Here is a 25,909-nt window from a genome sequence, read left to right as displayed (position 1 = left end):
AACGCACCTCGATGGTAATCACAATACTGGCCAGTCACTCGCGGCGCAGCGGACGGCCTTGCAGCAGCACGCAGAAGAAGTGGCGGCCTATCAGCATAACGACCCGACCGGTAATCCGACGCATCAGACTGGTGAAGCAACGCACCTCGACGGTAATCACAATACTGGCCAGTCACTCGCGGCGGAGCGGACGGCCTTGCAGCAGCACGCAGAAGAAGTGGCGGCCTATCAGCATAACGACCCGACCGGTGTTCCGGTCAACACTACGCCTTCTAAAAATGCTTCGGATGACGAACACTTGAAACAGAATCCGGCGGAACAGGCTTCCGTTTCAAAGCAACAGTCCGTAGTCAAACAAGTGGTACGCTCCGCCTATTACGATCAACAGATCACTGCCCTCAATGCTGAGTCAGAACAAAATCACGCAGAAGTCCTGGCTGAATCTCACAGCCGAGCGGTGGCAGATGCACAAACCCTGGGGCAGGCAAATGACTATACCAACAAGAAATTCAACGACCTGAAATCTGAGGTTGATGGCAATAAGAAAGAAGCCGCCGCAGGTTCTGCTTCTGCCATGGCACAGGCCAACATTCCTCAGGTGCAGGAATCTCAGCAATTCGCGGTCGGTGCCGGTGTCGGTGGCTACGATTCACAGAATGCAATTTCCGTCGGTGCATCATTCCATGCAAGCCGCGCTACCATCGTGAAAATGTCAGTTTCAGACGATTCACAAAGTAACTTCGGTTACGGCGCTGGCGTGAGTGTTGGCTGGTAAAAATTCAGGGGGGACTCGTCCCCCATCTTTCCAATACGGGTAAATCAAAATGAAAAAACTTTTAGTCATTGCTGCGCTGACCGTCCTTGCAGGCTGCTCCACTCAGGCCTCCAGAATGGCGGACTGTCAGTCACAAGGCGTTTCAAAAGATACGTGTTACATGGCAGAGCAAAATCGTCAGACGTCTATTCAGAGCGTGGCGCTGAAGCAGGCGATGGAAAACTCGGCGAAGCAGTATGCACAGGCAACCAAAAAAGTCGTTCACGCCCGCATTAAAGGGATTGATGTCAAAATCTTTCCCGCTGACAAGCAGGGATATATCGAAGGGACTGCAGCATACCTTGATGAAGATAACGCGGATGCTCAGGTCTATCGCAAAGGTGTTTTCACAGCGATTTATTACAAGCGCACCCATAAGCTGGTTTTGATGCGTGACGGCCAAATTTACGGAAGGATGCCGATATGAAGAAACGCCACACCGATCAGTTCAAACATCTGCCACCGGAGCAGCAATTTACCTGTCTGAAAATGCTTCAGCGCGTTGAAGAAACCCCGCTGGATCACGGCATTACTGGCGTTGCCGTATCGGTCATGATGAAAGACGGTCATACCGCCACTCTCAGTAAATTCATCGCGCAACCCGATGAAGTCTCAATTCTGGTCAGTTGGGAAAAAGAAAGAGAATAATGCACTCTGACTACGTTTTATATCTCCCCCTTCTCTCCCGCCACTCCCGCACTTCTGTTCTAGTATATAGAGGTGCGAAACCCACCTTCTCTGCACCTTTGCCCTAATTAATTGATGAGCCTGTTCAAAAATTTGCGTTTGTAACTCACGTCTTATGCGCGGACGATGAACACTCTTGCTCATGACAACCGCCGTGCAGGCGCAGGAGTCAATGTGGGATTTTTAAGCGAATTTTTCGCCCGTATTACCGGCTCTAAACCAGCGCGTGATACGGAAAAAACATCACCTCAACAGGAGTTAAAAATGGCAAAAGTACTGGTTCTCTATCATTCCATGTATGGTCATATTGAAACGATGGCGCAGAGCGTTGCCGAAGGCGCACGCAGCGTTCCCGGGGTTGAAGTCACGATAAAACGCGTCCCAGAAACGATGCCTGAAGAAGCCTTTAAGGCTGCCGGTGGCAAAACTGGTCAGACGGCAGAAGTCGCATCTCCCGCAGAACTTGGCGATTACGATGCCATCATTTTCGGTACACCTACCCGCTTTGGTAACATGACCGGCCAGATGCGTACTTTCCTCGACCAGACCGGCGGCCTGTGGGCCAAAGGCGCACTGGCCGGTAAAGTCGCCAGCGTATTCAGCTCCACCGGTACCGGAGGCGGTCAGGAAATGACCATCACCTCCACCTGGACCACCCTCGCCCATCACGGCATGATCATCGTTCCCATCGGTTACACCACGCCTGAATTGTTCGATATTTCACAGGTCCGCGGCGGCACACCTTATGGCGCCACCACTATCGCTGGTGGCGATGGCTCACGTCAGCCAAGCGCAGAAGAACTGCGCATTGCCGTGCACCAGGGCAAACACGTGGCGACCATCGTCAGTAAGCTGGTCAGCTAGATAACCGCGTAAAATAAGGCGCAGAATTCTGCGCCTTAAATTCCCATCACCAGTAAGTCCAGCGCTGCAACAACATCCGCCCGATGAATATCTGCATTTAACACCGGTTCATGACGTAATTGCGTCGCACTTACGCTGGTCAGGAGATTAGTCATAAGCACGTATTGATGATTTTGGATCCTGATAAGGGGATGAAGATGCCTGATGGGTTTCAGGTTGCTAAGTGCAGTTAGCGGCACAACGATCCGCTCATTAAGTCTTTCAAATAAGGGATTCTGAATATCCATAAAATAGGGATAAAGATTTTTACCCTCTCCCTGATTTTCGTACACATCAAATTGCGCCATTACAACACTCCACGTCCCTGAGAGAAGAGTCCTGCCTTTTCAGTAAAGGCGTTGCAGGAATCCATTGCTTGCTGATTTTCCTCTAAGAAAAGTTTCCTTTGCTTCTCTTTCACCGCTTCTCCTAACGCTTTATCAAACGTTGCTGAAAGATTAATGCCGAACACTTTGGCCTGTTCTAGTAAATCGGCACTCAGCGTGACATTCGTTCGTTTTTTATTTCCCGTTACTGATGACATAACACCCTCCTCATACACACCTGAGATGCGCATTAGAGTGTCACACAATGAAGTCATAAACTATTAAATCCTTTTCTACGACCAAAAAAAACGGCCCTTGCGGACCGTTTTGTCAATGGCGGAGATTACGCCGGTATTGCTTATTTACCACGCGACGCAATAATGTTTTCAGCGACATTGCGCGGTGCCTCGGCATAGTGATTGAACTCCATGCTGTAGGTTGCACGACCTTGCGACATCGACCGCAAAAAGGTGGAGTAGCCAAACATTTCGGAAAGCGGCACTTCGGCTTTAATAATTTTACCGCCGCCGCCCGCGATCTCTTCCATGCCCTGCACTGTACCGCGACGCGAGGACAAATCGCCCATCACGCCACCGGCGTACTCCTCCGGCGTTTCCACTTCGACTTTCATCATCGGCTCGAGGATCACCGGATCCGCACGTTTAGCCGCTTCTTTGAAACCAAAGATCGCCGCCATTTTGAACGCCATTTCCGAGGAATCGACCTCGTGGTATGACCCGAAGGTCAGTGTCACTTTCGCATCGACCACCGGATAACCGGCCAGAATGCCGTTGTTCAGCGCCTCCGTGACCCCTTTCTCTACCGCAGGGATATAGTCGCGCGGCACTACGCCACCTTTTGTAGCATCGACAAACTCAAAGCCAGTGCCTGCTGGCAACGGTTCGAGCGTGAAGACCACGTGGCCGTACTGCCCTTTACCGCCGGACTGACGTACAAATTTCCCTTCCACATCTTTCACCGTTTTGCGCACCGTTTCACGGTACGTTACCTGCGGTTTACCGATGTTGGCTTCCACACCGAACTCACGTTTCATGCGGTCGACAATGATTTCCAGATGCAATTCGCCCATCCCGGAAATAATTGTCTGGCCGGATTCCTCGTCGGTACGGATGCGGAATGACGGATCCTCTGATGCCAGCCGTGACAACGCGATCCCCATTTTTTCCTGGTCGGCTTTAGTCTTCGGCTCGATAGCCTGCGAAATCACCGGATCCGGGAACTCCATGCGTACCAGCGTAATGATGTCGGTCGGATCGCACAGCGTTTCACCGGTCGTCACATCTTTCAGCCCGACACAGGCAGCGATATCACCGGCACGGATTTCATCAATTTCGATACGGTCATTCGCGTGCATCTGCACAATACGCCCGATACGCTCTTTCTTGCCGCGCACCGGGTTATACACGCTGTCGCCTTTTTTCAGCACGCCGGAATAAACACGGACAAACGTCAGCTGGCCGACATACGGGTCAGTCATCAGTTTGAACGCCAGCGCCGAGAACTTCTCGTTGTCATCGGAATGACGGAACACTTCGTTACCGTCTTCGTCAGTGCCCGCTACCGGTGGAATATCCAGCGGAGACGGCATCAGTTCGATCACGGCATCAAGCATGCGCTGTACGCCTTTATTCTTGAACGCACTGCCACACAGCATCGGCTGGATTTCACCGGCGATGGTGCGCAGACGCAGACCTTCGGTAATTTCATCTTCGGTCAGCGTGCCTTCTTCGAGATATTTATCCATCAGCGCGTCGTTGGCTTCAGCAGCGGCCGACACCATTTTTTCTCGCCATTCTTCCGCCAGCGCCTGAAGTTCTGCCGGGATCGCTTCATAGGTAAAGGTCATCCCTTGTGTCGCGTCGTCCCACAAAATGGCGCGCATTTTGCGCAAATCCACCACGCCGGTAAAATGCTCTTCTTTACCGATCGGAATGACAATCGGCACCGGATTGGCTTTCAGGCGATCCACCATCATCTGGCGAACACGGAAGAAATCTGCGCCCTGACGGTCCATTTTGTTAACGAAAGCCAGACGCGGCACTTTGTATTTATTGGCCTGACGCCAGACGGTTTCAGACTGTGGCTGCACACCGCCGACGGCGTCGTACACCATTACCGCACCGTCGAGTACGCGCATGGAACGTTCCACTTCAATGGTGAAATCCACGTGCCCCGGAGTGTCGATAATATTAATGCGATGCTCATCGAATGAGTGATCCATCCCGCGCCAGAAACAGGTGACAGCAGCGGACGTAATGGTAATGCCGCGCTCCTGTTCCTGAGCCATCCAGTCTGTGGTCGCACCGCCGTCATGCACTTCTCCCAGCTTATGATTCATGCCGGTATAGAAAAGAATACGCTCGGTGGTGGTGGTTTTACCTGCGTCGATGTGTGCTGAGATACCGATATTGCGGTAGCGCTCGATTGGCGTTTTGCGAGCCATATAACGTCCTTACTGGTTGATGGCTAAGTTGGCGGAGAGTGGTTATCACGTCCCGTCACAAAGTAATGAGTACTAAACTTCTTAATGCGGAGAGTATATTACAATTGTACGTGTATATTCGTACAATAATTTTATTCTATCGATGAAATTGGTGAGAGGCCATCGCGTTGTACAGCAGCAGAGGGATAGGCTATATTGCGCGGCCGTTGATTTTTGTACTTTAAGAGGATAGTCCGATGATAGCCAACCACCCTGAGCGCGGGCAGATCCGCCTCGAAAATGTTCTGACTGCGCTGGGCAATCCGCTACGTCTGGCCGTGGTGCGCACGCTGGCAAAAGGCGGCGAGCATCCTTGCGGAACCTTATTGCAGGGACTGTCGAAATCGACACTGACTCACCACTGGCGCGTATTGCGGGACAGCGGCGTGATCTGGCAGCGCCCGGATGGCCGCGCCAATTTGCTTTCACTGCGCCGCGAAGATCTGGACGCCCGCTTCCCCGGCCTGCTGGATTCGCTGCTCAGTGCCATCGAATCTGACGGCATTACGCTGGAATCCACCCAGAAACATATTTCTGAGCAACATCTTTAATGCGCAGATAATCACTGCACCGTTAATTGCGATTTCACCAGCGCACAAAACGTATTGATTATAGCCGATGAATGGCTGTCCTCCCGCCGCGCGAGATACAGCGGCGCACTGAGTTGCGTGGCGGCATCCAGTGGCAGAAATACCACGCCATCGCCGCCGAGGCGGGTCATGGATTCAGGCACAATCGAGATCCCCAGTCCCGCGCCGACCAGACTCAGGCACGATGTTAACCGCGGCGCTTCCTGCACGATGTGCGGGCTAAAACCGGCACGGACATACGCTGCCAGTATGGCGTCATACAATCCCTGCCCGGCACGACGACGGTACAACACAAAAGGCTCGTTGCTCAGTTCTTCGAGTTTGAGCGGCCTGGCAGAAGTCCGCGATGCCAGTTTGTGTCCGGCCGGAACCGCCACCCACATCGGTTCTTCCAGCACTTTTTCCATTTCTAATTCGGGCATATCTTTGACCCGCATACGCACAAATGCGACATCCAGCTCGCCCGCCACCACAGACGCCAGTAACTCACCGCTGCCGCTTTCCTCCAGCTGCGTGCTGACCGCCGGATAGATTTCCCGGTAGCGGCGCAACAGCGCGGGCACAAAGGTATGCAGCGCGGCCGAGCTGGTGAAACCGATGCGCACGCGCCCTTGTTCTCCCTGTGCGGCACGATGCATCGCGGCGCTGAGCTGAGCGGCCCTCGCCAGCACCGCACGGGCTTCCTGCAATAACACCTCGCCCGCTTCGGTCGGGATCACCCCGCGCGGCAAACGTTGTAACAAAGGCACGCCAAACTCCTGTTCCAGCCCCTGTAGCAGGCGTGTCAGCGGCGGTTGCTGGATAAACAGCAGTTCTGCGGCGCGGGTAATGCTGCCCGCTTCCACCACAGTGACGAACGCATTCAGACGTTTCAGTTCAATCATATCCATACCCTCAGGGTATCTTTTATCATTATTAAAGGCATTAGACATCATGGCACATCCACGCGCATGATCCTTAACAGAATTTACGCCTCTGGCGGCTTTGAATTACATTTGAGGGAGAGAGTGAAAATGTCGGCACAAACGCAGGATAAATTAATGCTGGATACAGAAGATGGGACCGCGCCGCAACCTGATTGCGGACAACTGTTTAAAGGCTTTTTCATTCTTGGCCTGACCGGTTTCGGCGGCGTGCTGCCGATGGCGCGGCACATGCTGGTGGATAAACGCCGCTGGCTGACCGGCGATCAGTTCACCGAACTGCTGGGTCTGTGTCAGTTTTTACCGGGCGGCAATATCATTAATTTATCCGTCGCGCTGGGAATGGAGTTTCGCGGGCTGCGCGGTGCGCTTTCCGCCATTCTCGGCCTGATCCTGGCACCAACGATTTGCGTAGTGCTGCTGGGACTGGTGTATGCGCGTTATCAGAATGAACCGCTGGTGGAACATTTGTTTGCGGGGATGGCGGCAGCGGCGGCCGGTTTACTGCTCTCGACCGGCCTCAAGATGCTGGCACCTTTGCGGGGAAAATGGCTGCAACTGGCGCTGGTCGCCGCAGGCGTCATTGCCATCGCAGGATTTCGCATCCCGATGCTGCCGGTGATGCTGGTGCTGGCTCCGGTCAGTATTTTCATCTGCGCCAGGAGTAAATTCTGATGGCCGTTTTACTCTCACTCGCCCTGCTGTTTACCGAACTCTCACTGCTGGCCTTTGGCGGCGGTAATACCATTCTGCCGGAGATGCAACGTGCCGTGGTGCAGGTGCATCACTGGATGAGCGCGCAGGAATTCAGTGCGTTGTTCGCGCTGGCGCAAGCCGCTCCCGGACCGAATATGATGATCGTGCCGCTGATTGGCTGGCAGGTTGCGGGGTGGTCCGGTCTGCTGGTGTCTTCGCTGGCAAAATTTGGTCCGTCTTCTGTGGTGACCCTGATCGTGATGGGGGGCTGGAAGCGTTATAAAGACCGCCCGTGGCGTCAGGTTATTCAGCGCGGACTGGTGCCGGTCACCGTCGGGCTGGTGGTGTCGAGCGGACTGTTGATCGCCAAAGCTTCAGCCACCACGCTGTCACTTGCGGGTGTGATCGCCCTGTGTACCCTGCTGGCGCTTAATAAGCGGATCCACCCGTTATGGGTACTGGCAGTCGGCGCGGTACTGGGAATGGTGCTTGGCTGATAGCATTTGAGAACCTGATCGCAATATCAGTCAGGTAAATAGGTTATTCCTTAAGCATTAAGTTTCTATATTTATCAATTCTTTATAGACACAAAATAATTAAGGATGATGATGAAAATCAAACCTCTGAACCTGGCTGTTTCTGCCCTTCTGTTTTCCATACCGGCTGCTTTTGCTGATACCGATCAGCCCGAACTGAGTCAGCGGGAAGTGACATTGCTGACCGTTGATGGCCTGCAATTTAAAGATCTCAATCACTCCGGCAAACTCGAACCTTATGAGGACTGGCGACTGACGCCGGAAGAACGCGCGGCGGATCTGGTAAAACGTATGACGCTGGAGGAAAAAGCCGGGGTGATGATGCACGGCTCCGCGCCAACGGCCAACAGTCCGATCGGCGCCGGGACTCACTATGATATGGCGGCGGCGGAAAAGATGATTTCCGGCGCCAAGGTCAACAGTCTGATCACCCGGTTGTCAGCGGAAGATCCTGCGGTGATGGCAGAAGAAAACAATAAACTGCAGCAGATTGCTGAAAAATCACGACTCGGTATTCCGGTCACCATCAGCAGTGATCCACGTAACTCGTTTGAATATCTGACTGGCGCGAGCACGGCTTCCGGCAAATTCACACAGTGGCCTGAAACCTTAGGGCTGGCAGCAATTGGCAATGAAAAACTCACCCGCCGCTACGCCGATATCGTCCGTCAGGAATATCTGGCCGTCGGCATTCGCGAGGCACTTTCTCCGCAGGCCGATCTGGCAACAGAACCGCGCTGGGCGCGGATCAGTGGCACTTTCGGTGAAGACCCGGCGCGGGTGCATAACATGGTGCGCGGCTACATCGAAGGGATGCAAAATGGCGGCGATGGCCTGAATCAGGGCAGCGTGATTTCGGTGGTGAAGCACTGGGTCGGGTACGGTGCGGCGGAGAACGGCTACGACAGCCACAACGTCTACGGCAAGAATGCCGTGTTTCCGGGCAATAATCTCAAAGAGCACATCTATCCGTTTACCGGCGCTTTCGAAGCCAATGTCGCCAGCGTCATGCCCACCTATTCCATTTTGAAAAATGCATCCTTTGAAGGCAAACCGCTTGAACAGGTCGGTGCCGGATTCAGCCATCAGTTACTGACGGATATCCTGCGCGGTCAGTATGGTTTCAAAGGGGTGATCCTCAGCGACTGGTTGATCACCAGCAACTGCGAAGACGAATGCCTGAACGGTTCGCCGGAAGGCAAAGAACCGGTCCCCGGCGGTATGTCCTGGGGCGTTGAAAACCTGACGCCACAGCAGCGTTTCGTCAAAGCGGTGAAGGCCGGTGTGGATCAGTTTGGCGGCGTGACTGACTCCCAACTCCTGGTGAATGCGGTCAACGAAAACCAGCTGACACAGCAGCGGCTGGATGAATCCGTGGTGCGCATCCTTGAGCAAAAATTCCGCACAGGACTGTTTGAAAATCCGTTTGTGGATCCTCAGAAAGCGGTAAAAACCGTCGGACGCGCAGACTGGCAGAAAGAAGCCGATGCGGCGCAACGTCACTCCCTTGTTTTACTGCAAAATACCGGTGACCTGTTACCGCTGAAAAAAGGCAAAAAAGTGTGGCTGTATGGTATCGAACCGAAAGCCGCACAGGCCGCAGGTTTCACAGTGGTGAATGCGCTGGAAAAAGCTGATGTCGCGCTGATCCGCGCTCATGCACCTTATGAACAACCGCATAAACAGTGGTTCTTCGGCAAGCGCCACCATGAAGGTTCACTGGCCTTTACCGATGACAATGCCGATTATCAGGCCATCGTAAAAGCCAGCAAAGCGGTACCCACGGTGGTCACGGTGTACCTCGACCGCCCTGCCATTCTGACCAACGTGAATGACAAAGCAAAAGCGGTGATCGGTAATTTCGGCGTCAGCGATGCGGTGCTGTTTAGCCGTCTGACCAGCAGCGAAGCTTATACCGGCAAACTGCCGTTCGAGCTGCCGTCATCGATGGAAGCCGTGCTTAAACAACAGTCGGATATGCCGCATGACAGCGAAAACCCGCTGTTTGACATTGGCTTTGGTCTGGCACGTTAACGCCTGCGTTTAGCTGACTACCCTCGCCAGCACAAAACCGTCCCAGCCTTTGCTGCCGACGGTTTGCAGCGCGGTGGCAGATAAGCGGGGTTCCTGCTCAATCATCTCAATATAGCGGCGAACGCCTTGTACACGGGCGTCGTCGCTACGGGGATCGACCACCGCGCCGTCTCTCACTGCATTATTTCCCGATCTCGGTCGTGAACTTCTTCGATTTTAAAAAACTCACTCTTAAAGCTAATCCGTAACTGCGGTTTTGTCTGCGTTTTCAAGGGAATCCTTCACATTTGGCGATTCGGCAGGCACATCCGATATCCATTGCCTGAGTAAGGTTGTTCGTAAAACAATCAAAAAGACCCTGCTTTTCATCATGATAAACCTGCGCCAGTTCACACTTTTAGAAGAAACCCCCCGTGAATTTGTAAAATAATAATGATAACAATTATCATTAAGTTTAACATTCGTCTCGTTTTCGTTAAGCCATACCGCGTTATTGCACCACGTCTTTCGCGCGGAACCCTGTTGGCTTTTTGGGTCTATTTCACACGCATCAATTAATCACCTGATGATTTATCAGGTTATTTATAGGGAATATGAATATGTTGTTGGCTTTTCCCCTCAAACGCTCGGTGCTTATGTGCGCCATGGCGCTGGCCGTTCCGGCTGCATCAATGGCTGCCGAAGATACGGTGGTTGTCAAAGCCGCACCTGCTGATACCGCAGATGCCCCGACGCAGGGTTACAGTGCAAAAACCAGTAAAAGCGCGACCAAAACGGATCAGCCGCTGATCACTACCGGTCAGGCCGTGTCTGTCGTGACCCGTCAGCAAATGACGGACCAGAACGCCACCACGGTGAACGCTGCACTGAACTATACGCCCGGCGTCTTCACCAACTTTGCCGGTGGCGCAACGCGTTATGACACAATTTCCCTGCGCGGTTTCCACGGCGGTGACGTCAACAACACCTTCCTTGATGGCCTGCGTATTCTCAGCGATGGCGCAACTTATAACTCCATTCAGGTTGATCCGTGGTTCCTCGAACGTATTGATGTGGTGAAAGGCCCGTCTTCTGCGCTTTACGGCCAGAGCATTCCCGGCGGTGTGGTGATGGAAACCACCAAGCGCCCGCAGTTTGCTGAAGAAGGTCACTTCCAGCTTTCCGGTGGTACACAAAACACCAAAGGCGGCGCGTTCGATTACACTAACGCGATCAACGATCAGCTGGCATTCCGCCTGACCGGTATGACCCGCAGCAGTGACACGCAGTACGATCACCAGCGTGAAGAGCGTTACGCGATTTCTCCGCAATTACTGTGGACGCCGGATGAAAACACCTCCCTGTTACTGCGGGCTTATCTGCAAAAAGATCCGTCCGGCGGTTATCACGCCGCAGTGCCTGCCGACGGCAGCCTGTACGGTCAGAAACTGAGCCGTGGTTTCTTCGATGGCGAAACCACCCGCAACCAGTTCAAACGCTGGGAGCAGATCTACAGCTACGAATTCCAGCACGCGTTTAACGACATATGGTCATTCCGCCAGAACGCCAACTACACCCATTCCAATACCGAACTGGATCAGGTGTATCAGGCTGGCTGGAACGCAGACCGTACGCTGATGAATCGCTACTATTCCGGTGAGAAATCGTCTCTGGATACGTTTGCTATCGACAACCAGCTGGAAGCCGATTTCGCCACTGGCGAACTGGCACATAAAGTGGTTCTGGGCTTTGATTATTCCCACTTTGTCAACGACGTGAAATCTGATGGTGCCACCGCTGAGCCACTTAACCCGTACACCGGTGTGGGCGGCGATGCACTGGATTATTACAGCCATTCACGCGGTAAAAACCGTTATGAGCAGATGGGCACTTATCTGCAAGATGAAATGAGCTGGAACAAGTGGTATCTGACCCTGTCAGGCCGTTACGACACGCTGAAAACGTCCAGCCGCAGCTACGAAAGCATTTACGGCACGCAGAGTAACAGCGAACGTAAAGATGAACACTTCAGCAGCCGCGCTTCCCTGCTGTACGCCTTCGACAGCGGGATTTCTCCGTACGTCAGCTACAGTCAGGCGATGACCCCATCTGCCCTGCCGGGTGCTGATGGCACCCTGCTGAAACCGATGCAGAGCGAACAATACGAAGCCGGTATCAAATACCAGCCGGTCGGCACGTCCGATATGTACAGCGCGGCGTTGTATGATCTGACGCAAAAAGACGTGGGTAACCGCGTGGTGGTCGGCAGCTATTACGAGCCGGCAGGGAAAATCCGTTCACAGGGTCTGGAGCTGGAAGCCAAGAAGCAGGTTACCGAACGCTTCAACGTGATGGCCGGTTATACCTATAACAAAGTGCGTATCCGTGATGCCGCCGAAAACAACGGCAACACGCCGTATGTGACGCCAAAACAAATGGCGTCCATCTGGGGTCAGTACAACACGCCGATTGGTGTGGATATGGGTGCGGGCGTGCGCTACATCGGCACACAATGGGCGGATAACGAAAACACCCGTCACATGCCTTCCGCCACGCTGGTTGATGCGTCCCTGCGTATGAATCTGGTGCAGTTTAATCCGCAGCTGAAAGGCGCGTATGTGCAGCTGAATGCCAACAACCTGTTCGACAAGAAATATGTCGCGGCCTGTTACGGCACCAGCTATTGCTACTGGGGTCAGGAACGTACTGTGGTTGCTACAGTAGGTTATGATTTCTGATAGATTTTTTCAGCTCCTCCCCCTGCGAAGGGGGAGGCTGGGAGGGGGTTTTAAGGGCTAACACCTTGTTTAAGAAAACCTTAACTTTTTGATTTAGAACTTAATACCCCACCCCAACCCTCCCCATCGCAGGGGAGGGAGCGATTCTGAGAGTTTATTCTTCCGGCAAATTCAGCCGCGCTTTCACCGTCTTCCGCGCATTTTCCAGCAACGCATCCGAAGCTTCACGATCCGGTTCGCAACGTGCCAGCGACAAGCTGCCCATCAGTTCTGCACTGACAGAAATCGCCGTGGTTTTTGGATCACCAACGCCCATCTCTGTCAGCTGACGTAAAATCATCCCGCGGATCCGTTCGATTCCCCGCGCAAACTCCGCCTGGCAAGCTGCCGGCATACGGGGTGTTTCCGAGGCCAGCGCTGAAACCGGGCAGCCCTGCGCACGGTTATCACGGTGCCATGGCGACAGATAGAAATCGATATACCCCGCCAGTTGCTGCTGTGCGGTCAGCCCCTGATTATCTTTATCCCAGCGCGCCATCACCTGATTAAACATCTGTGCGATAGCTGCTTCGATCAGGGCATCTTTCGAGGCAAAGTGCGCATAGAACCCGCCGTGCGTCAGCCCGGCTTTACTCATCACGCCAGCCACGCTGACCTGCAACGGCCCTTTGGCGCGGATAGCTTTCGCCGCTTCTTTCACAATCCGCTCGCGGATTTTAGGTTTATGTTCACTTTCATAGCGCATAGTCAGGCTCTGATCATCAGAAAATTGCCGTCATAGTTTACCTGACCGCATCGGTTAACGAAACGCGGGCATCCACCGATAATCCCGGACGCAGCGCCGCTAAATCCGGCTGACCGGCATCGAGACGAATACGCACCGGCACCCGTTGAACAATTTTGGTGAAGTTACCGGTGCCCGGCTCAAACGGCAGCAGCGCAAATGTCGAACCGGAACCTGGCGCGAGGCTGTCGACTTCACCGCGAAACGTCACACCCGGCAGCGCATCGACATGGACATCCGCCCGTTGTCCCGGTTGCATTCTGCCGGTCTGCGTCTCTTTGAAATTGGCCGTCACATAAATCCCCTGCTCCGGCACCAGCGTCATCAGCCGCTGACCGGGCGTGACATAATCGCCCACCTGCACCTGACGATTTCCCGCCACGCCATCCACGGCTGCAAAAATCGTGGTGTGATTGAGATCCTGTTGCGCCAGATCTTCCGCCGCCTGCGCTTTCACGACTGCCGCATTCGCCAGCGCCAGCGCGGCTTCAATTTCAGCGCGTTTTGCATGTGTGACTGCCGCCTGATTTTGCGCCACATCCAGCATGGCAGCGGCGTGTGCCGAGGTCTGTTCAGCGGTCACGGCGGTGGTTTTATAGCGGTCGGCATCATTACGTGACGTCGCGCCGCTGACCGCCAGCGACTGATAACGCTGCTGTTCGGCTTCGGCATGCTGCTGCTCGGCACGGGAGGAACGGATTGCCGTGCGTGCCGCGTCAATCTGAGTCAGTGCAAGCTGTTCCTGCGCCTGCTGGCTGAGTAACGCCGCCTGCTGTTGGGCGACCTGCGCCCGCGCATCTTCGAGATCGCCGCGTGCCGCATTCAGGCGTGCTGTAAATTCCTCGCTGTCGATCAGGACCAGTTTATCCCCTGCATGAACCTGCTGGTTGTGCCGCACCAGTACCTTTGCCACAAACCCCTTCACTTTTGGCGCGACGGTGGTCGCATCAGCCGTCAGATAGGCATCGTCGGTTGATTCCGATGCAGGCGCGGCCAGCAACCAGGCAGCACCGCCAAGGGCAACAGCCAGTGCAATGCCGCTGACCACAAAGATCCGCTTTGAACGTTTACCGGATTTTTTTGCCGGAACCGCGATCCCTTCACCTGCTGTGGTTTCACTCATTTTTATTCTCACTCATTGCATGATGGTCATCATATTAATATGATACTCATCATACAAACAAGCTCCGGGAACTCACAAAAATGTCTGCCCCCCTGACGCCATCCGCAACGCTCTCGCCTGCGGATTATCCGACCTCACGCAAGTTTCTGATTTTCAGTATTATGGCGTTCGGCATGTTCCTGGCACTGATCGACATTCAGATCGTCGCCGCCTCGTTAAACGATGTGCAGGCCGGGCTGTCTGCCGGACCCGATGAAATCAGCTGGGTACAAACGTCCTACCTGATCGCCGAACTGGTGATGATCCCTTTCTCAGCGTTTCTGACGCAGGCCCTTTCCACCCGCTGGCTGTTCAGTGCCTCTGCCGCCTTGTTCACGCTCAGCAGTATCGGTTGCGGATTGTCGTGGAATATTGAATCGATGATCTTCTTCCGCGCTTTGCAGGGCTTTACCGGCGGCGCGATGGTACCGACTGTTTTCGCCACCGGTTTTGCCATGTTTCAGGGTAAACAGCAGGCACTGATCCCGGCGATCCTTGGCATGGTCAGCGTGCTGGCGCCGACGCTCGGGCCGACGGTCGGCGGCGTGGTCACGCAGTTACTCGACTGGCGGTGGATTTTCTTCATCAACATCCTGCCCGGCATTCTGGTGGCGACCGGTGCGGTACTGTTCATTCATGTTGATAAGGCTGATTATTCGATGCTTAAACGCATTGACTGGGTGCATTTATTGTCGATGGCGATAGCCCTTGGCTGTCTGGAATACGTGCTGGAAGAAGGTCCGCGCAAGAACTGGTTCAGCGATCCACAGATCCAGATATCAGCCTGGTTCTCGCTGGTGGCTTTTGTCCTGTTCCTCGAACGCTCCTTTTATTCCAAAAACCCGATCGTGCGCCTGACGCCTTTTCGCGACCCAACGTTCACCTTCGCCTGTCTGTTCAATCTGGTGGTCGGATTCGGGCTGTATGCCTCTACCTATCTGACGCCGGTGTTCCTTGGCCGCATCCGCGATTTCAACAGCCTGGAAATCGGGACGACGGTGTTTGTGGTCGGCGTCGGGCAGTTTTTCAGCACGATTATTGCCGCCAGATTAATCAACCGCGTTGACCGCCGGTTGCTGATCGCCGTGGGATTATCCGGTTTCGCACTGAGTCTGTGGCTGACCACGGCTGTCACCACATTCTGGGGATCGGAACAGTTTTTCTGGCCGCAGGTCGTGCGGGGATTATTTATCATGTTGTGTATCGTACCGAGCGTGAACATGGCGCTGACCGCGTTTCAGGGGCCGGAACTGCGTTATGCGTCCGGGTTGTTTAACCTGATGCGCAATCTGGGTGGCGCGATTGGTATTGCTACCGTGAATACCTGGTTGCAGGACTGGACACGGGTACATGTTGCGCGTTTCGGTGAAAGTCTCGGACAATATAGCGACAGCGCGCAGGAAGTGATTGGCTCGCTGGCGCAAAGGATCGGTCATCTCACGCCCGACACCGCGCAGGCCTTACTGATGGCGAAAGGTTTGTTCGGTTCCAAAGTGGCCGCGCAGTCTCTTACCCTGGCCTTTAACGATATTTTTCAGGTGATGGCCTGGATGTTCCTGGCGGCCCTGATCATGGTGCCGTTTTGCCGTAAATGAGCAGACGAATGTAAATAAATGTGGAGCCTGCATCAAAAAATGCGTTTAGCTGAGGGAACTTTTCTAACATGGTGAGAAAGCTTTGGCCTGTTTGAAATAAATCCTTATAATTAGCGGCCCTGAAATGCGATTCGTTACACATACTGAGTCCCTTTCAAGTGCTATGTGCAAGTACACTATCTTTCCGGCCGGTTTAGACTGCGTCGGGGGGAATTAACATCCTGACAACAACTGCCAGTGTGGCATTAACGACCAACGAAAATATGAAAATGAGCATTCGCGCAATCCTTACCCTGGTTTTGGCAGTTGCTGCATATAGCCAGGCGTCTTTTGCTGTGGTCTACCCTCTTCCGGCCAATAACGGTCGTCTGGTCGGTGAAAACATCACAGTCACTGTTCCTCAGGGCAGCAGCCTGCCACTGGAACATTTCGCAGCGCAATACCAGATGGGTTTGAGCAACATGCTCGAAGCCAACCCTGGCGTTGACCCGTTCCTGCCAACTCCTGGCACCGTGCTGACCATTCCTCAGCAACTGATCCTGCCGGATACTCCGCACGATGGCATCGTGATCAACAGTGCTGAAATGCGTTTGTATTACTACCCGAAAGGCACCAACACCGTAGTAGTTCTGCCAATCGGTATCGGTGAGCTGGGCAAAGACACCCCGATGAACTGGGTAACGACCGTTCAGCGTAAAAAAGCCGGCCCGACCTGGACGCCAACCGCGAAAATGCATGAAGAATATGCTGCACGTGGCGAATTCCTGCCAGCCGTCTTCCCTGCTGGTCCGGACAACCCGATGGGCCTGTACGCGCTGTACGTGGGTCGTCTGTATGCCGTTCACGGCACCAACGCCAACTTCGGTATTGGTCTGCGCGTGAGCCACGGTTGTGTGCGTCTGCGTGATGCTGACATCAAATGGTTGTACGACAACGTGCCGCAAGGTACTCGCGTTCAGTTCATCAACGAACCGGTGAAAGCCACCATTGAGCCAGACGGCAAACGTTACATTGAGATCCACAACCCGCTGTCCTCTAACCAGGAAGAGTTTGATTCCCAGCAACCGCTGCCAATCACTCTGACCGGCAGCGCAAGCAGCGTTGCGATGGATCCTGCGGTTAACCAGACTGTGGTTCAGCGCGCGATCGAGATGCGTTCCGGTATGCCGGTTCAGGTCAACTGATAGCGTCTTTGATGTCTTTGTGAAAAAGCTCCGATCTTCGGGGCTTTTTTTTTGCATAGTGCCGATGCAAAGGGCGGCTGCTCAGTTGCACTGAAAGCTGTGCCGAGAAAGTTTCGGTTTCTCAGTTGCGGTGATCACACGGCCTCTCGCGCCGAAACCGACCAGAGGGGAAAGGCTTTTCCCCTCTGAACTCCCCTCGCTTTTTTCAACACGCGCTTCGCTCGCTGGCTATATTTCAGATAGCACGGCGACAGGCTGGAAATCTTGCCGCTTTGCGGTGCCTTCATTTCGGGATTGCAGCCTATGGTCTGCAACCTCTCATTCAGCAAGCTTTCTGAATCGCCCGCACGATCTTAAATTCAAAGACAGACTGTTTTTCATCTTTTAGAAAAGTTGATTGGCGTGATCAAAAATGGCACCGAATGAACGGTTCGAGACCAGAGGCTCGACACCTGAAATTCGGGGATCGCGAAGCGATGACATTTTGCGCCACTCATGATTGCGTCAGAACATGTCCGTCATACCCGCGACAGCGCGCAGTTAAAAAAGCGCGGAGTCCAGAGGCCCGCGCGTTACCGGGTCTCTGGTCGGTGTGGGCCGATGCCCACGACCTTGACCTTAAGGCCAGTTTGGGTGGCAACCCAAGGTATTGACCTTGAAGTTGAAGTTGAAGTTAACCCCCAGTCTCACCACCAACCCGGTGCCTGTCATTAAACCGTCACAACTCTCCCTTAACCTTCCGGTAACAAAAAATATCTATATGTGTTTTTTTATTTCCGACGGTTTATAAAAAGGAGTTTTGACAATGCAACAATCTGTATCTCTGATCGCCCGTGCAGTGACTGCCGCCCTGCTGCTTTCCGCCTCTGCCGCCTCCCTCGCCGCTGAAACTGACACGCTGACTGACCGCGCCGCGAAAGGCGTGCTGACAGAACCGGGTGGCGCACGCCGCCTGAGCGGTGATCAGACCGCCGCGCTGAAAGCATCGCTGTCCGACAAAACGGTGAAAAACGTCATTTTGCTGATTGGCGACGGCATGGGTGATTCTGAAATTACTTCTGCGCGTAACTATGCCGAAGGTGCAGGCGGCTATTTCAAAGGCATCGATGCCCTGCCGCTGACTGGTCAGTACACACATTATTCTCTGGACAAGAAAACGCAGAAGCCGAGTTATGTGACTGACTCCGCCGCTTCCGCCACTGCCTGGACAACCGGCGTCAAAAGCTATAACGGTGCGATTGGCGTGGATGTAAACGGTAAAGATCACCAGACCATTCTCGAAATTGCCAAAGCGGCGGGTAAAGCCACCGGCAACGTTTCTACCGCTGAATTGCAGGATGCCACACCGGCAGCGCAAATCGCCCATGTCACCTCGCGCAAATGCTACGGCCCAGAAGAAACAGCAGAGAAATGCGCCAGCAACGCCCTGGAAAACGGCGGACGCGGTTCCATCACTGAACAATTGTTGCAGGCTCGTGCGGATGTCACGCTGGGCGGCGGCAGAAAGTCATTCAGTCAGCTGGCGAAAGCCGGTGAGTTCCAGGGGAAATCACTGAAAGACCAGGCGCTGGCGCAGGGTTATGTCTGGGTAGAGAACGCTGAACAACTGAGCGCAATCACGCAGGCAGACCAGAAGAAACCGGTGCTGGGCTTGTTTTCCGAAGGCAACATGCCGGTACGCTGGCAGGGGCCGAAAGCCACTTATCACGGCAATATCGACAAACCTGCCGTGACCTGTGAAGCCAATCCGCAACGCACGGCAGATATCCCGACGCTGGCGGCGATGACAGAAAAAGCCATCGACCTGCTGAAAACCAATCAGAACGGTTTCTTCCTGCAAGTTGAAGGCGCATCAATTGATAAGCAGGATCACGCCGCCAACCCATGCGGACAGTTTGGTGAAACGGTCGATCTGGATGAGGCCGTACAGAAAGCGCTGGAATTCGCCCGTCAGGACGGCAACACACTGGTTATCGTCACCGCCGACCACGCGCATTCCAGCCAAATAATCGAAACCGACGCCAAAGCACCGGGCCTGACGCAGACGCTGACCACCAAAGACGGCGCGCCGATGACCATCAGCTACGGCAACTCCGAAGATGATTCGCAGGGACATACCGGGACTCAACTGCGCATAGCCGCGTTCGGGCCGCATGCGGGGAATGTGGTCGGTCTGACAGATCAGACAGATTTGTTCTATACGATGCGGGATGCCATGGCGATCAAGTAATGCAGGATAGCCGCTGCATTTGGGCGGCTTTTCAAAAGCCTAAAATTCTAAAACCTTGGGTTGTTATCCAAACGGGCCTTAAGGTCAACACCTTGGGTTGCCGCCCAAACTGGCCTTAGGGTCAAGGTCGTGGGCTCGCCGCCCACACTGGCCCAAAGGTCAACACCTTGGGTTGCCACCCAAACTGGCCTCAAGAGGCGCCTATCGCCGCGCCTCTTAAGGATCTCCGGCTCTTTTACTGCGCGCTCCGCTCGCTGGCTATGTTTCAGGTATCGCACCGACAGGCTGGAAATCTTGCCGCTGCGCGGTTCCTTCTCTCGGTCCTGGAGCCTCTGGTCTCCAGGCCGCTCCGTTCAGCAAGATTTCTGAATCGCCCGCACGATCTTAAATTCAAAAACGGAATGGATTTATCTTTTAGATGAGTTGATTGGCGTGCTCAAAATTCAGCTGAACGGAGCGGCTTCGAGACCAGAGGCTCGAAGACCGAGAGAAGGCAGTGCGAAGCACCTGGATTTGCGCCACGCACGATTGCATCAGAACATGTCCGTCATACCCGCGACAGCGCGCAGTGAAAAAAGCGCGGAGTCCAGAGGCCCGCGCGTTACCGGGTCTCTGGTCGGTGTGGGCCGACGCCCACGGTCTTGACCTTAAGGCCAGTTTGGATGGCAACCCATTGCCTAAACCTTAGTGCAATAAATTATCCAGTCTGTCGTCATCAATCCCGTCCGGCTCCAGATGCGCGGTCACATCCGCTGACTTGAACAGTTTGCTTACCGCCATTTCAGCGGCATCACCGATATCGTGGCCGATATCCACCGTCAGGGCGCCATCAACCTCAACGTGAAACTCGACAAATACGCGGTCGCCGCCGTTGCGGGTGCGAATGTCATGCACGCCGCGTACACCTTCGACACTTAATACTGCCGCTTTCACGCGCTTACGGTCATCGGCACTCAGTTCCCTGTCCAGCAGTTGTTTCAGCGCATCCGCCGCCATACCGCGGGCGTTCCAGAGCATGTAGAAGGAAATCAGCAGTGCGCCGATGGAGTCGGAACGCGTCCAGCCGAAGTAGCGTTCGAAAATCAGCGCCAGAAGAACAGCGATATTCACCGCGACATCCGTCACGTAGTGGGCGCGGTCAGCGGCAATCGCGGTCGAGCCGGTGCGTTTCACCACGTACGTTTGCATCAGCACTAAACCGGTGGCCGCCAGAGAGCTGCCGATGATGACCCAAATCCCGAGACCAAGCTGCGCCAGTGGTTCCGGGTTAATGATACGGCCGATGGATTCACCGCCCAACACCAGCCCCGCCGCACCCAGCAGCAAGGCCTGAACAAAGGCGGCAACGGCTTCGGCTTTGCCGTGCCCGTAGCGATGGCCTTTGTCTGCAGGACGGATGGCGTAACGCACACCGATTAACGTCACCATCGACGCAAGCACATCGACCAGACCGTCAGCCGCCGAGGTCAGCAAGGCAATCGAACCAGTGGCAGCCCATGCCCAGACTTTTACGCAGACCAGAACCAGCGCCACACACAGGGAAACCAGCGAGGCAATACGTGTCAGCCCTTTGTAGGACGGTGCTGGACGGCTCATGGTTTGCTCCTGCGGAGCAGATATTTTTGGGAAGTGATCACAAGAATTTCCTGAAGCAAAGAATCAAATTTATTTGATAAATACAAATACCAGGTCAGCAGTATAACCCATTTCGTTATTTTAAGACCTTCCCTATGGTTTGGATCTTCGTGCTCTCACTGAGGTTTATTGACCTATATTTACTTGCATTTACATCAATACAATCTAGCTTAAAACAAGATTTCTTTGTTCCGGCGCGCGCGCACCGATAATCAGATGAGCATTATGACAAACGAAAAAAATAACCAGCCTTCCGCGTCTGAAGACGCACACTCAGAACTCGACTCCAGCCAGGTCAAATCAGGAGAAGGTTACAAGCAAGACACCAAAGACCAGAAAGGGTCCGATAAAGAGTCCGATAACGATAATCAGGATAACGATGAAAAGCGCAAAGGTCCGGGCAAGAAGCCGCTGATCATCCTCGGGATTGTCGTGGTGGTGATGGTGGTCGTGTCACTGGTCTGGTGGCTGATGACCAAAGATCAGATAAGCACCGATGACGCCTTCACCGAAGGCGATGCCGTGACCATCGCGCCAAAAATCGCCGGTTATGTGACGAATCTGGCGGTGAAAGATAACCAGTTCGTCAAAAAAGGCGATTTGCTGGTAGAAATCGACCCGCGTGATGCCACCGCACAACGCGATCAGGCACAGGCGCAGCTCGGTCTGGCCGTCGCCCAGTTGCATCAGGCTCAGGCGCAGTACGATCTGGCGAAAGTGCAGTATCCGGCGCAGCTGGCGCAGGCTAAAGCTCAGCAAACCCGTGCGGAAGCCAATTTGCTGAATGCTACCGCTGATTTCCGCCGCCAGCGCGGTGTGGATCCACGTGCCACCACCCAACAAAATATTGATACGTCCAATGCGCAGGTGCGTTCTGCAACGGCCGATCTTGAAAATGCCAAAGCGCAGGTTCAGGTTGCCGCTCAGGTGCAGCTGAACATTCGTCAGGCTGAAACTAACGTTGAGGCACGCCAGCAACAGGTTGAGCAGGCAAAAGCTCAGCTGGAAACCGCGACGCTGAATCTTTCCTATGCGCAGGTTCGGGCACCGTTCGACGGCTATGTCACCAAACGTAATGTGCAGGTCGGCACGCTGGTTCAGGCCGGTACTTCTCTGTTCTCCGTGGTGTCGAAAGATATCTGGATCGCGGCGAACTATAAGGAATCGCAGCTCGAACGTATGCGTCCCGGCAACAAAGTGGAAATCACCGTTGATGCCTTCCCTGACATCAAACTTCACGGCCACGTTGACAGTATTCAGCAAGGCACCGGCTCGCGCTTCTCGGCCTTCCCGGCTGAAAATGCCACCGGTAACTATGTGAAAATCGTTCAGCGCGTGCCGGTGAAAATCGTCATCGACAGCGGGCTGGATGAAAATCATCACCTGCCGCTGGGTCTGTCAGTCGAACCGACGGTGACCGTCGAATGAATGAAGATCGCAGCTACTGGAAACCCAAGGCCAATCCGTGGGCAGTTGCCGCCGTTGTAACCATTGCGGTGTTCATGGAAATCCTGGACACCACCATCGTTAACGTGGCGCTGCCGCACGTCGCTGGGTCACTGTCTTCCAGTTATGACGAATCAACCTGGGTGCTGACGTCCTATCTGGTGGCGAACGGCATCGTGCTGCCGATTTCGGCGTTTCTCAGCCGCGTCATGGGGCGTAAAACTTACTTCCTGATTTGTATCGGCATGTTCACCGTCTGCTCCTTCCTGTGCGGGGTCGCCACCGAACTGTGGCAGATGATTCTGTTCCGCATCCTCCAAGGCTTTTTCGGCGGCGGTTTGCAGCCGATTCAGCAATCGGTTCTGCTTGATTACTTTAAGCCGGAAGATCGCGGTAAGGCGTTTGGTCTGTCTTCCATTGCCATCATCGTCGCGCCGGTTGTCGGCCCGACGCTGGGCGGTTACATCACCGATAACTTCAGCTGGCGCTGGGTGTTTCTGATCAACATTCCGGTGGGCATTATCGCCCTGCTGGCGATTTATCAGCTGCTGGAAGACCCACCGTGGGAACGTAAGGCCAAAGGCAAGCTCAGCATCGATTACATCGGTATCGGTCTGATTGCGCTGGGCTTAGGGTGCCTGCAGGTCATGATGGACCGCGGTGAGGATGACGACTGGTTTAAGTCTGGCTTTATCGTGACGTTCGCCGTACTGGCAGCTACCGGGATTGTCGGGGCGATTTACTGGCTGCTGTACGCCAAAAAGCCGGTGGTCGATTTGCGCTGTATGAAAGATAAAAACTTCGCAGTGGCCGGTTTGCTGATGGCCGGGATGGCGATGATTCTGTACGGCAGTTCGGTGGTTATTCCGCAACTGGCGCAACAACAGCTGGGGTACACCGCCACGCTTTCCGGGCTGGTGATGTCGCCGGGCGCGATACTGATTGTGTTGTCGATACCGCTGGTGCTGAAACTGATGCCCATCGTGCAGACGCGTTACATCATTGCGTTTGGTTTCTTCCTGCTGGCCGCCTCGTTTATCTATTCGGCGACGCTGACGCCAGATGTCGATTTCACCACGCTGGTGATGTATCGCAGTGCGCAGTCCCTCGGCCTGGGTTTCCTGTTTGTACCGCTGACCACTATTGCGTTCATCACCATTCCGCAAAGGATGAATGCCGATGCCGCCGCGCTGTTTACCATGTTCCGTAACGTCGCGGGGTCGATTGGTATTTCGCTGGCAACCGCCGGTGTGACTGAGCGGACGCAGGCGCACAGCGCGCATATGGCGCACAACATGTCGCCGCTCAATGAACAGTTTAATCAGGCGGTCAGTAAAAGCGCTGAGGCTATTCGTGATTTCGCCCACATCGTCGGCGACCCGATGCAGCTGGCGACCGTGCGCATGTATCAGGAGATGATTTCGCAATCGCGCATTCTGGCCTACATCGATGTGTTCGGTTATTGCGCCATCGTCGCCGTTATTTTGATCCCGTTTTGTTTCCTGCTTTCGCCAGTTAAGAGCGAAGGTAATGCCGGAGCACATTAAGTTGATTACGACCCGGAAGTTTAAAAAGACTCATGTTATTGCCCTGTCGGCCATTGCGGTTGCACTGGCCGGTTGCTCCGTTGGCCCGGATTATCAGAAGCCAAACCCGGTGACGCCGACGGCGTACAACGATATGACGCAGCCGAAAGACAAAGACGGCGCATCGATTGCGCTGCCTTCTGAGCCGAATCCGTTGTGGTGGAAAGCGTTTAACGATCCGCAACTCGACAGTCTGATCACCCGCGCCATTGCCGGGAATATTTCCCTGCAACAGGCAGTATTGCGTATCGCCGGTGCCCGTGAGCAGGTAAAACAGGCTGAAGGCGCATGGCTGCCGTCAGTTCAGGGCAGCGCAAAAATGACGCGTCAGCAGCTCGGCCTGAAAGGTATTCTCGATTCCAGCGGCGCATCCCAGCAGCTCAACGAACTCGGTCCGGAGGCGTCCGGCGCCATTGATACCGCCACCCGACCTGTGAATTTATATCAGGGCAGTTTCGACGCCAGCTGGGAGCTGGATTTATTTGGCGGCACACGCCGTCAGGTCGAAGCCGCAAACGCGCAGACTCAGTCTTCTGTCGAACAGCGCAACGATGCGCTGGTCTCGCTGCAAGCCGAAGTTGCCCGCGCTTATCTGCAACTGCGTGGCGCGCAAAGCGTGACGGCCGCCATACAGACGCAAATCGACGTGGCGCAGCAAACTTTAGATCTGACGCAAAACCGTCAGCAGAACGGGTTGTCGCCGCAATTAGATGTGGAGAATGCCCGAGCGCAGTTAGGTTCGCTGCGCGCTCAGCTGCCGCAATATCAGGCTCAGGAACGTCAGGCGATGAACGGACTGGCCGTTTTACTCGGTCAGACACCGGGTTCGCTGGATGCCGAACTTTCCGCGCCGAAACCGATGCCTGCCCTGCCCGCAGCCGTACCGGTCGGCGTGCCGTCACAGCTGGCACGCCGTCGCCCAGACGTGCGTAAAGCCGAAGCAGATTTACACGCAGCAACCGCCAATATCGGGGTTTCCGTCGCACAGCTATTCCCGAGTATTTCGCTGACCGGTCAGTTCGGTATGCGTAATACTGACGTGAGTTATCTCGATAACTGGAGCAGCCATTTCTACTCGTTTGGCCCGCAAGTTTCCCTGCCGATTTTCCAGGGCGGACGTCTGGTGTCCAGCGTGCATCTTTCCCGTGCGCAACAGGCCAATGCGGCGCTGAATTACCGTCAGACCGTGCTGACAGCGTTACAGGATGTCGATAATGCGCTGGTGAATTACCGCACCGATCAGGATCAGGTCAGCGGTTTAGATCAGACCACCGAAGCGTTGCAAACCGCTTTTGATCTGGCCAGCGACAGCTACCGTCAGGGGCTTTCGACCTTCATCAACGTGCTGGATGCCCAGCGCCAGCTGGCACAGGCGCATCAGCAATCCGCTGAAGCGAAAGTGAAAACCAGCACCGATCTGGTGTCATTGTATAAAGCGCTGGGCGGCGGCTGGGAACCGTATCAGAACGTTGATTTGCCGACCTATACCGTGTTTGGTCCGGCGGCGACGCCAGATGTGAAAGTACAAACCACGTCCGGCGTGACACCGTAACGCCGG

Annotated in this window: 22 protein-coding genes and 1 pseudogene; 15 read left to right on the top strand and 8 right to left on the bottom strand. The window is 54.5% G+C overall.

Annotated elements, in window-relative coordinates:
* From ACJY2G_RS23820 to wrbA, 4 genes are all read left to right on the top strand, one after another.
* Positions 1-775: YadA C-terminal domain-containing protein (locus ACJY2G_RS23820; protein WP_430324184.1), on the top strand; the 775-nt coding region annotated here is incomplete at its 5' end.
* 49 nt (positions 776-824) lie between these two features.
* Positions 825-1,241 (top strand): hypothetical protein, encoded by a 417-nt coding sequence (locus ACJY2G_RS23815; protein WP_120162825.1) that lies wholly within the window; start codon positions 825-827, stop codon positions 1,239-1,241.
* Entirely contained in the window at positions 1,238-1,462 is a 225-nt protein-coding gene (locus ACJY2G_RS23810) for a hypothetical protein (RefSeq protein ID WP_120162824.1), read from the top strand. The genes ACJY2G_RS23815 and ACJY2G_RS23810 overlap by 4 nt, the downstream gene beginning before the upstream one ends.
* Positions 1,463-1,765: 303 nt before the next feature.
* Positions 1,766-2,365 (top strand): NAD(P)H:quinone oxidoreductase, encoded by a 600-nt coding sequence (wrbA, locus tag ACJY2G_RS23805; protein ID WP_015689874.1) that lies wholly within the window; start codon positions 1,766-1,768, stop codon positions 2,363-2,365.
* A gap of 35 nt (positions 2,366-2,400) precedes the next feature.
* On the opposite strand, the gene ACJY2G_RS23800 is transcribed toward wrbA, so the two are convergent.
* The 3 genes from ACJY2G_RS23800 to fusA form a co-directional block, all read right to left on the bottom strand.
* Positions 2,401-2,712: a CcdB family protein gene (locus ACJY2G_RS23800; protein ID WP_095921782.1), complete on the bottom strand. Its 312-nt coding sequence runs from the start codon at positions 2,710-2,712 to the stop codon at positions 2,401-2,403.
* On the bottom strand, positions 2,712-2,948 hold the full coding sequence (locus ACJY2G_RS23795) for a type II toxin-antitoxin system CcdA family antitoxin (protein WP_095921781.1): 237 nt from the start codon (positions 2,946-2,948) through the stop codon (positions 2,712-2,714). Before ACJY2G_RS23795 ends, ACJY2G_RS23800 begins: the two co-directional genes overlap by 1 nt.
* Positions 2,949-3,088: 140 nt before the next feature.
* Positions 3,089-5,194, bottom strand: coding sequence for an elongation factor G (gene fusA / locus ACJY2G_RS23790; protein ID WP_439292279.1), 2,106 nt, complete (start codon positions 5,192-5,194; stop codon positions 3,089-3,091).
* A gap of 236 nt (positions 5,195-5,430) precedes the next feature.
* Here fusA and ACJY2G_RS23785 point away from each other — a divergent pair, with 236 nt between their 5' ends.
* Positions 5,431-5,784, top strand: a complete 354-nt coding sequence (locus tag ACJY2G_RS23785; RefSeq protein WP_112289990.1) for an ArsR/SmtB family transcription factor — start codon at positions 5,431-5,433, stop codon at positions 5,782-5,784.
* 11 nt (positions 5,785-5,795) lie between these two features.
* On the opposite strand, the gene ACJY2G_RS23780 is transcribed toward ACJY2G_RS23785, so the two are convergent.
* Entirely contained in the window at positions 5,796-6,713 is a 918-nt protein-coding gene (locus ACJY2G_RS23780) for a LysR family transcriptional regulator (protein WP_181955545.1), read from the bottom strand.
* A gap of 150 nt (positions 6,714-6,863) precedes the next feature.
* On the opposite strand from ACJY2G_RS23780, the gene ACJY2G_RS23775 reads away from it, so the two are divergent.
* From ACJY2G_RS23775 to ACJY2G_RS23765, 3 genes are all read left to right on the top strand, one after another.
* On the top strand, positions 6,864-7,421 hold the full coding sequence (locus ACJY2G_RS23775) for a chromate transporter (RefSeq protein ID WP_198659732.1): 558 nt from the start codon (positions 6,864-6,866) through the stop codon (positions 7,419-7,421).
* Positions 7,421-7,939, top strand: a complete 519-nt coding sequence (locus ACJY2G_RS23770; protein ID WP_129638771.1) for a chromate transporter — start codon at positions 7,421-7,423, stop codon at positions 7,937-7,939. Before ACJY2G_RS23775 ends, ACJY2G_RS23770 begins: the two co-directional genes overlap by 1 nt.
* A gap of 111 nt (positions 7,940-8,050) precedes the next feature.
* Entirely contained in the window at positions 8,051-10,012 is a 1,962-nt protein-coding gene (locus tag ACJY2G_RS23765) for a glycoside hydrolase family 3 protein (protein WP_430320750.1), read from the top strand.
* A 9-nt stretch (positions 10,013-10,021) separates the two neighbouring features.
* Here the strand turns inward: ACJY2G_RS23765 and ACJY2G_RS23760 are convergent.
* Positions 10,022-10,222, bottom strand: a pseudogene (locus ACJY2G_RS23760) (methyltransferase); the annotation flags it as partial.
* Positions 10,223-10,611: 389 nt separating this feature from the next.
* On the opposite strand from ACJY2G_RS23760, the gene ACJY2G_RS23755 reads away from it, so the two are divergent.
* Entirely contained in the window at positions 10,612-12,729 is a 2,118-nt protein-coding gene (locus ACJY2G_RS23755; RefSeq protein WP_439292278.1) for a TonB-dependent siderophore receptor, read from the top strand.
* Positions 12,730-12,883: 154 nt separating this feature from the next.
* On the opposite strand, the gene ACJY2G_RS23750 is transcribed toward ACJY2G_RS23755, so the two are convergent.
* A complete protein-coding gene (locus ACJY2G_RS23750; protein ID WP_430320748.1) occupies positions 12,884-13,474 on the bottom strand; it encodes a TetR/AcrR family transcriptional regulator in 591 nt (196 codons plus the stop codon).
* Between the two features lie 37 nt (positions 13,475-13,511).
* The gene (locus tag ACJY2G_RS23745) at positions 13,512-14,636 is read right to left on the bottom strand and encodes an HlyD family secretion protein (RefSeq protein WP_430320747.1); all 1,125 of its coding nucleotides are present in this window, start codon (positions 14,634-14,636) and stop codon (positions 13,512-13,514) included.
* Between the two features lie 80 nt (positions 14,637-14,716).
* Between ACJY2G_RS23745 and ACJY2G_RS23740 the strand changes: the two genes are divergently transcribed.
* The 3 genes from ACJY2G_RS23740 (at position 14,717) to phoA (ending at position 19,684) form a co-directional block, all read left to right on the top strand.
* Positions 14,717-16,270 (top strand): DHA2 family efflux MFS transporter permease subunit, encoded by a 1,554-nt coding sequence (locus ACJY2G_RS23740; RefSeq protein ID WP_430320746.1) that lies wholly within the window; start codon positions 14,717-14,719, stop codon positions 16,268-16,270.
* A 263-nt stretch (positions 16,271-16,533) separates the two neighbouring features.
* Positions 16,534-17,454, top strand: a complete 921-nt coding sequence (locus ACJY2G_RS23735; RefSeq protein WP_112289982.1) for a L,D-transpeptidase family protein — start codon at positions 16,534-16,536, stop codon at positions 17,452-17,454.
* 805 nt (positions 17,455-18,259) lie between these two features.
* Entirely contained in the window at positions 18,260-19,684 is a 1,425-nt protein-coding gene (gene phoA / locus ACJY2G_RS23730) for an alkaline phosphatase (RefSeq protein ID WP_430320745.1), read from the top strand.
* A 684-nt stretch (positions 19,685-20,368) separates the two neighbouring features.
* On the opposite strand, the gene ACJY2G_RS23725 is transcribed toward phoA, so the two are convergent.
* Entirely contained in the window at positions 20,369-21,280 is a 912-nt protein-coding gene (locus tag ACJY2G_RS23725; protein WP_120164026.1) for a cation diffusion facilitator family transporter, read from the bottom strand.
* A gap of 264 nt (positions 21,281-21,544) precedes the next feature.
* On the opposite strand from ACJY2G_RS23725, the gene ACJY2G_RS23720 reads away from it, so the two are divergent.
* From ACJY2G_RS23720 to ACJY2G_RS23710, 3 genes are read left to right on the top strand one after another with little or no spacing between them, the layout of a single operon-like run.
* Complete coding sequence (locus tag ACJY2G_RS23720; protein WP_112290239.1) at positions 21,545-22,747, top strand: HlyD family secretion protein; 1,203 nt, start codon at positions 21,545-21,547, stop codon at positions 22,745-22,747.
* A complete protein-coding gene (locus tag ACJY2G_RS23715) occupies positions 22,744-24,312 on the top strand; it encodes a DHA2 family efflux MFS transporter permease subunit (protein ID WP_112290238.1) in 1,569 nt (522 codons plus the stop codon). Before ACJY2G_RS23720 ends, ACJY2G_RS23715 begins: the two co-directional genes overlap by 4 nt.
* A complete protein-coding gene (locus tag ACJY2G_RS23710) occupies positions 24,296-25,903 on the top strand; it encodes an efflux transporter outer membrane subunit (protein ID WP_430320744.1) in 1,608 nt (535 codons plus the stop codon). Before ACJY2G_RS23715 ends, ACJY2G_RS23710 begins: the two co-directional genes overlap by 17 nt.
* Positions 25,904-25,909 lie beyond the last annotated feature (6 nt).

Origin of the sequence: Rahnella sp. ATs2 (assembly GCF_051851855.1) — a bacterium.
GTDB classification, from domain to species: Bacteria; Pseudomonadota; Gammaproteobacteria; order Enterobacterales; family Enterobacteriaceae; genus Rahnella; species Rahnella variigena.
This window is presented reverse-complemented; position numbering and strand designations above follow the sequence as displayed.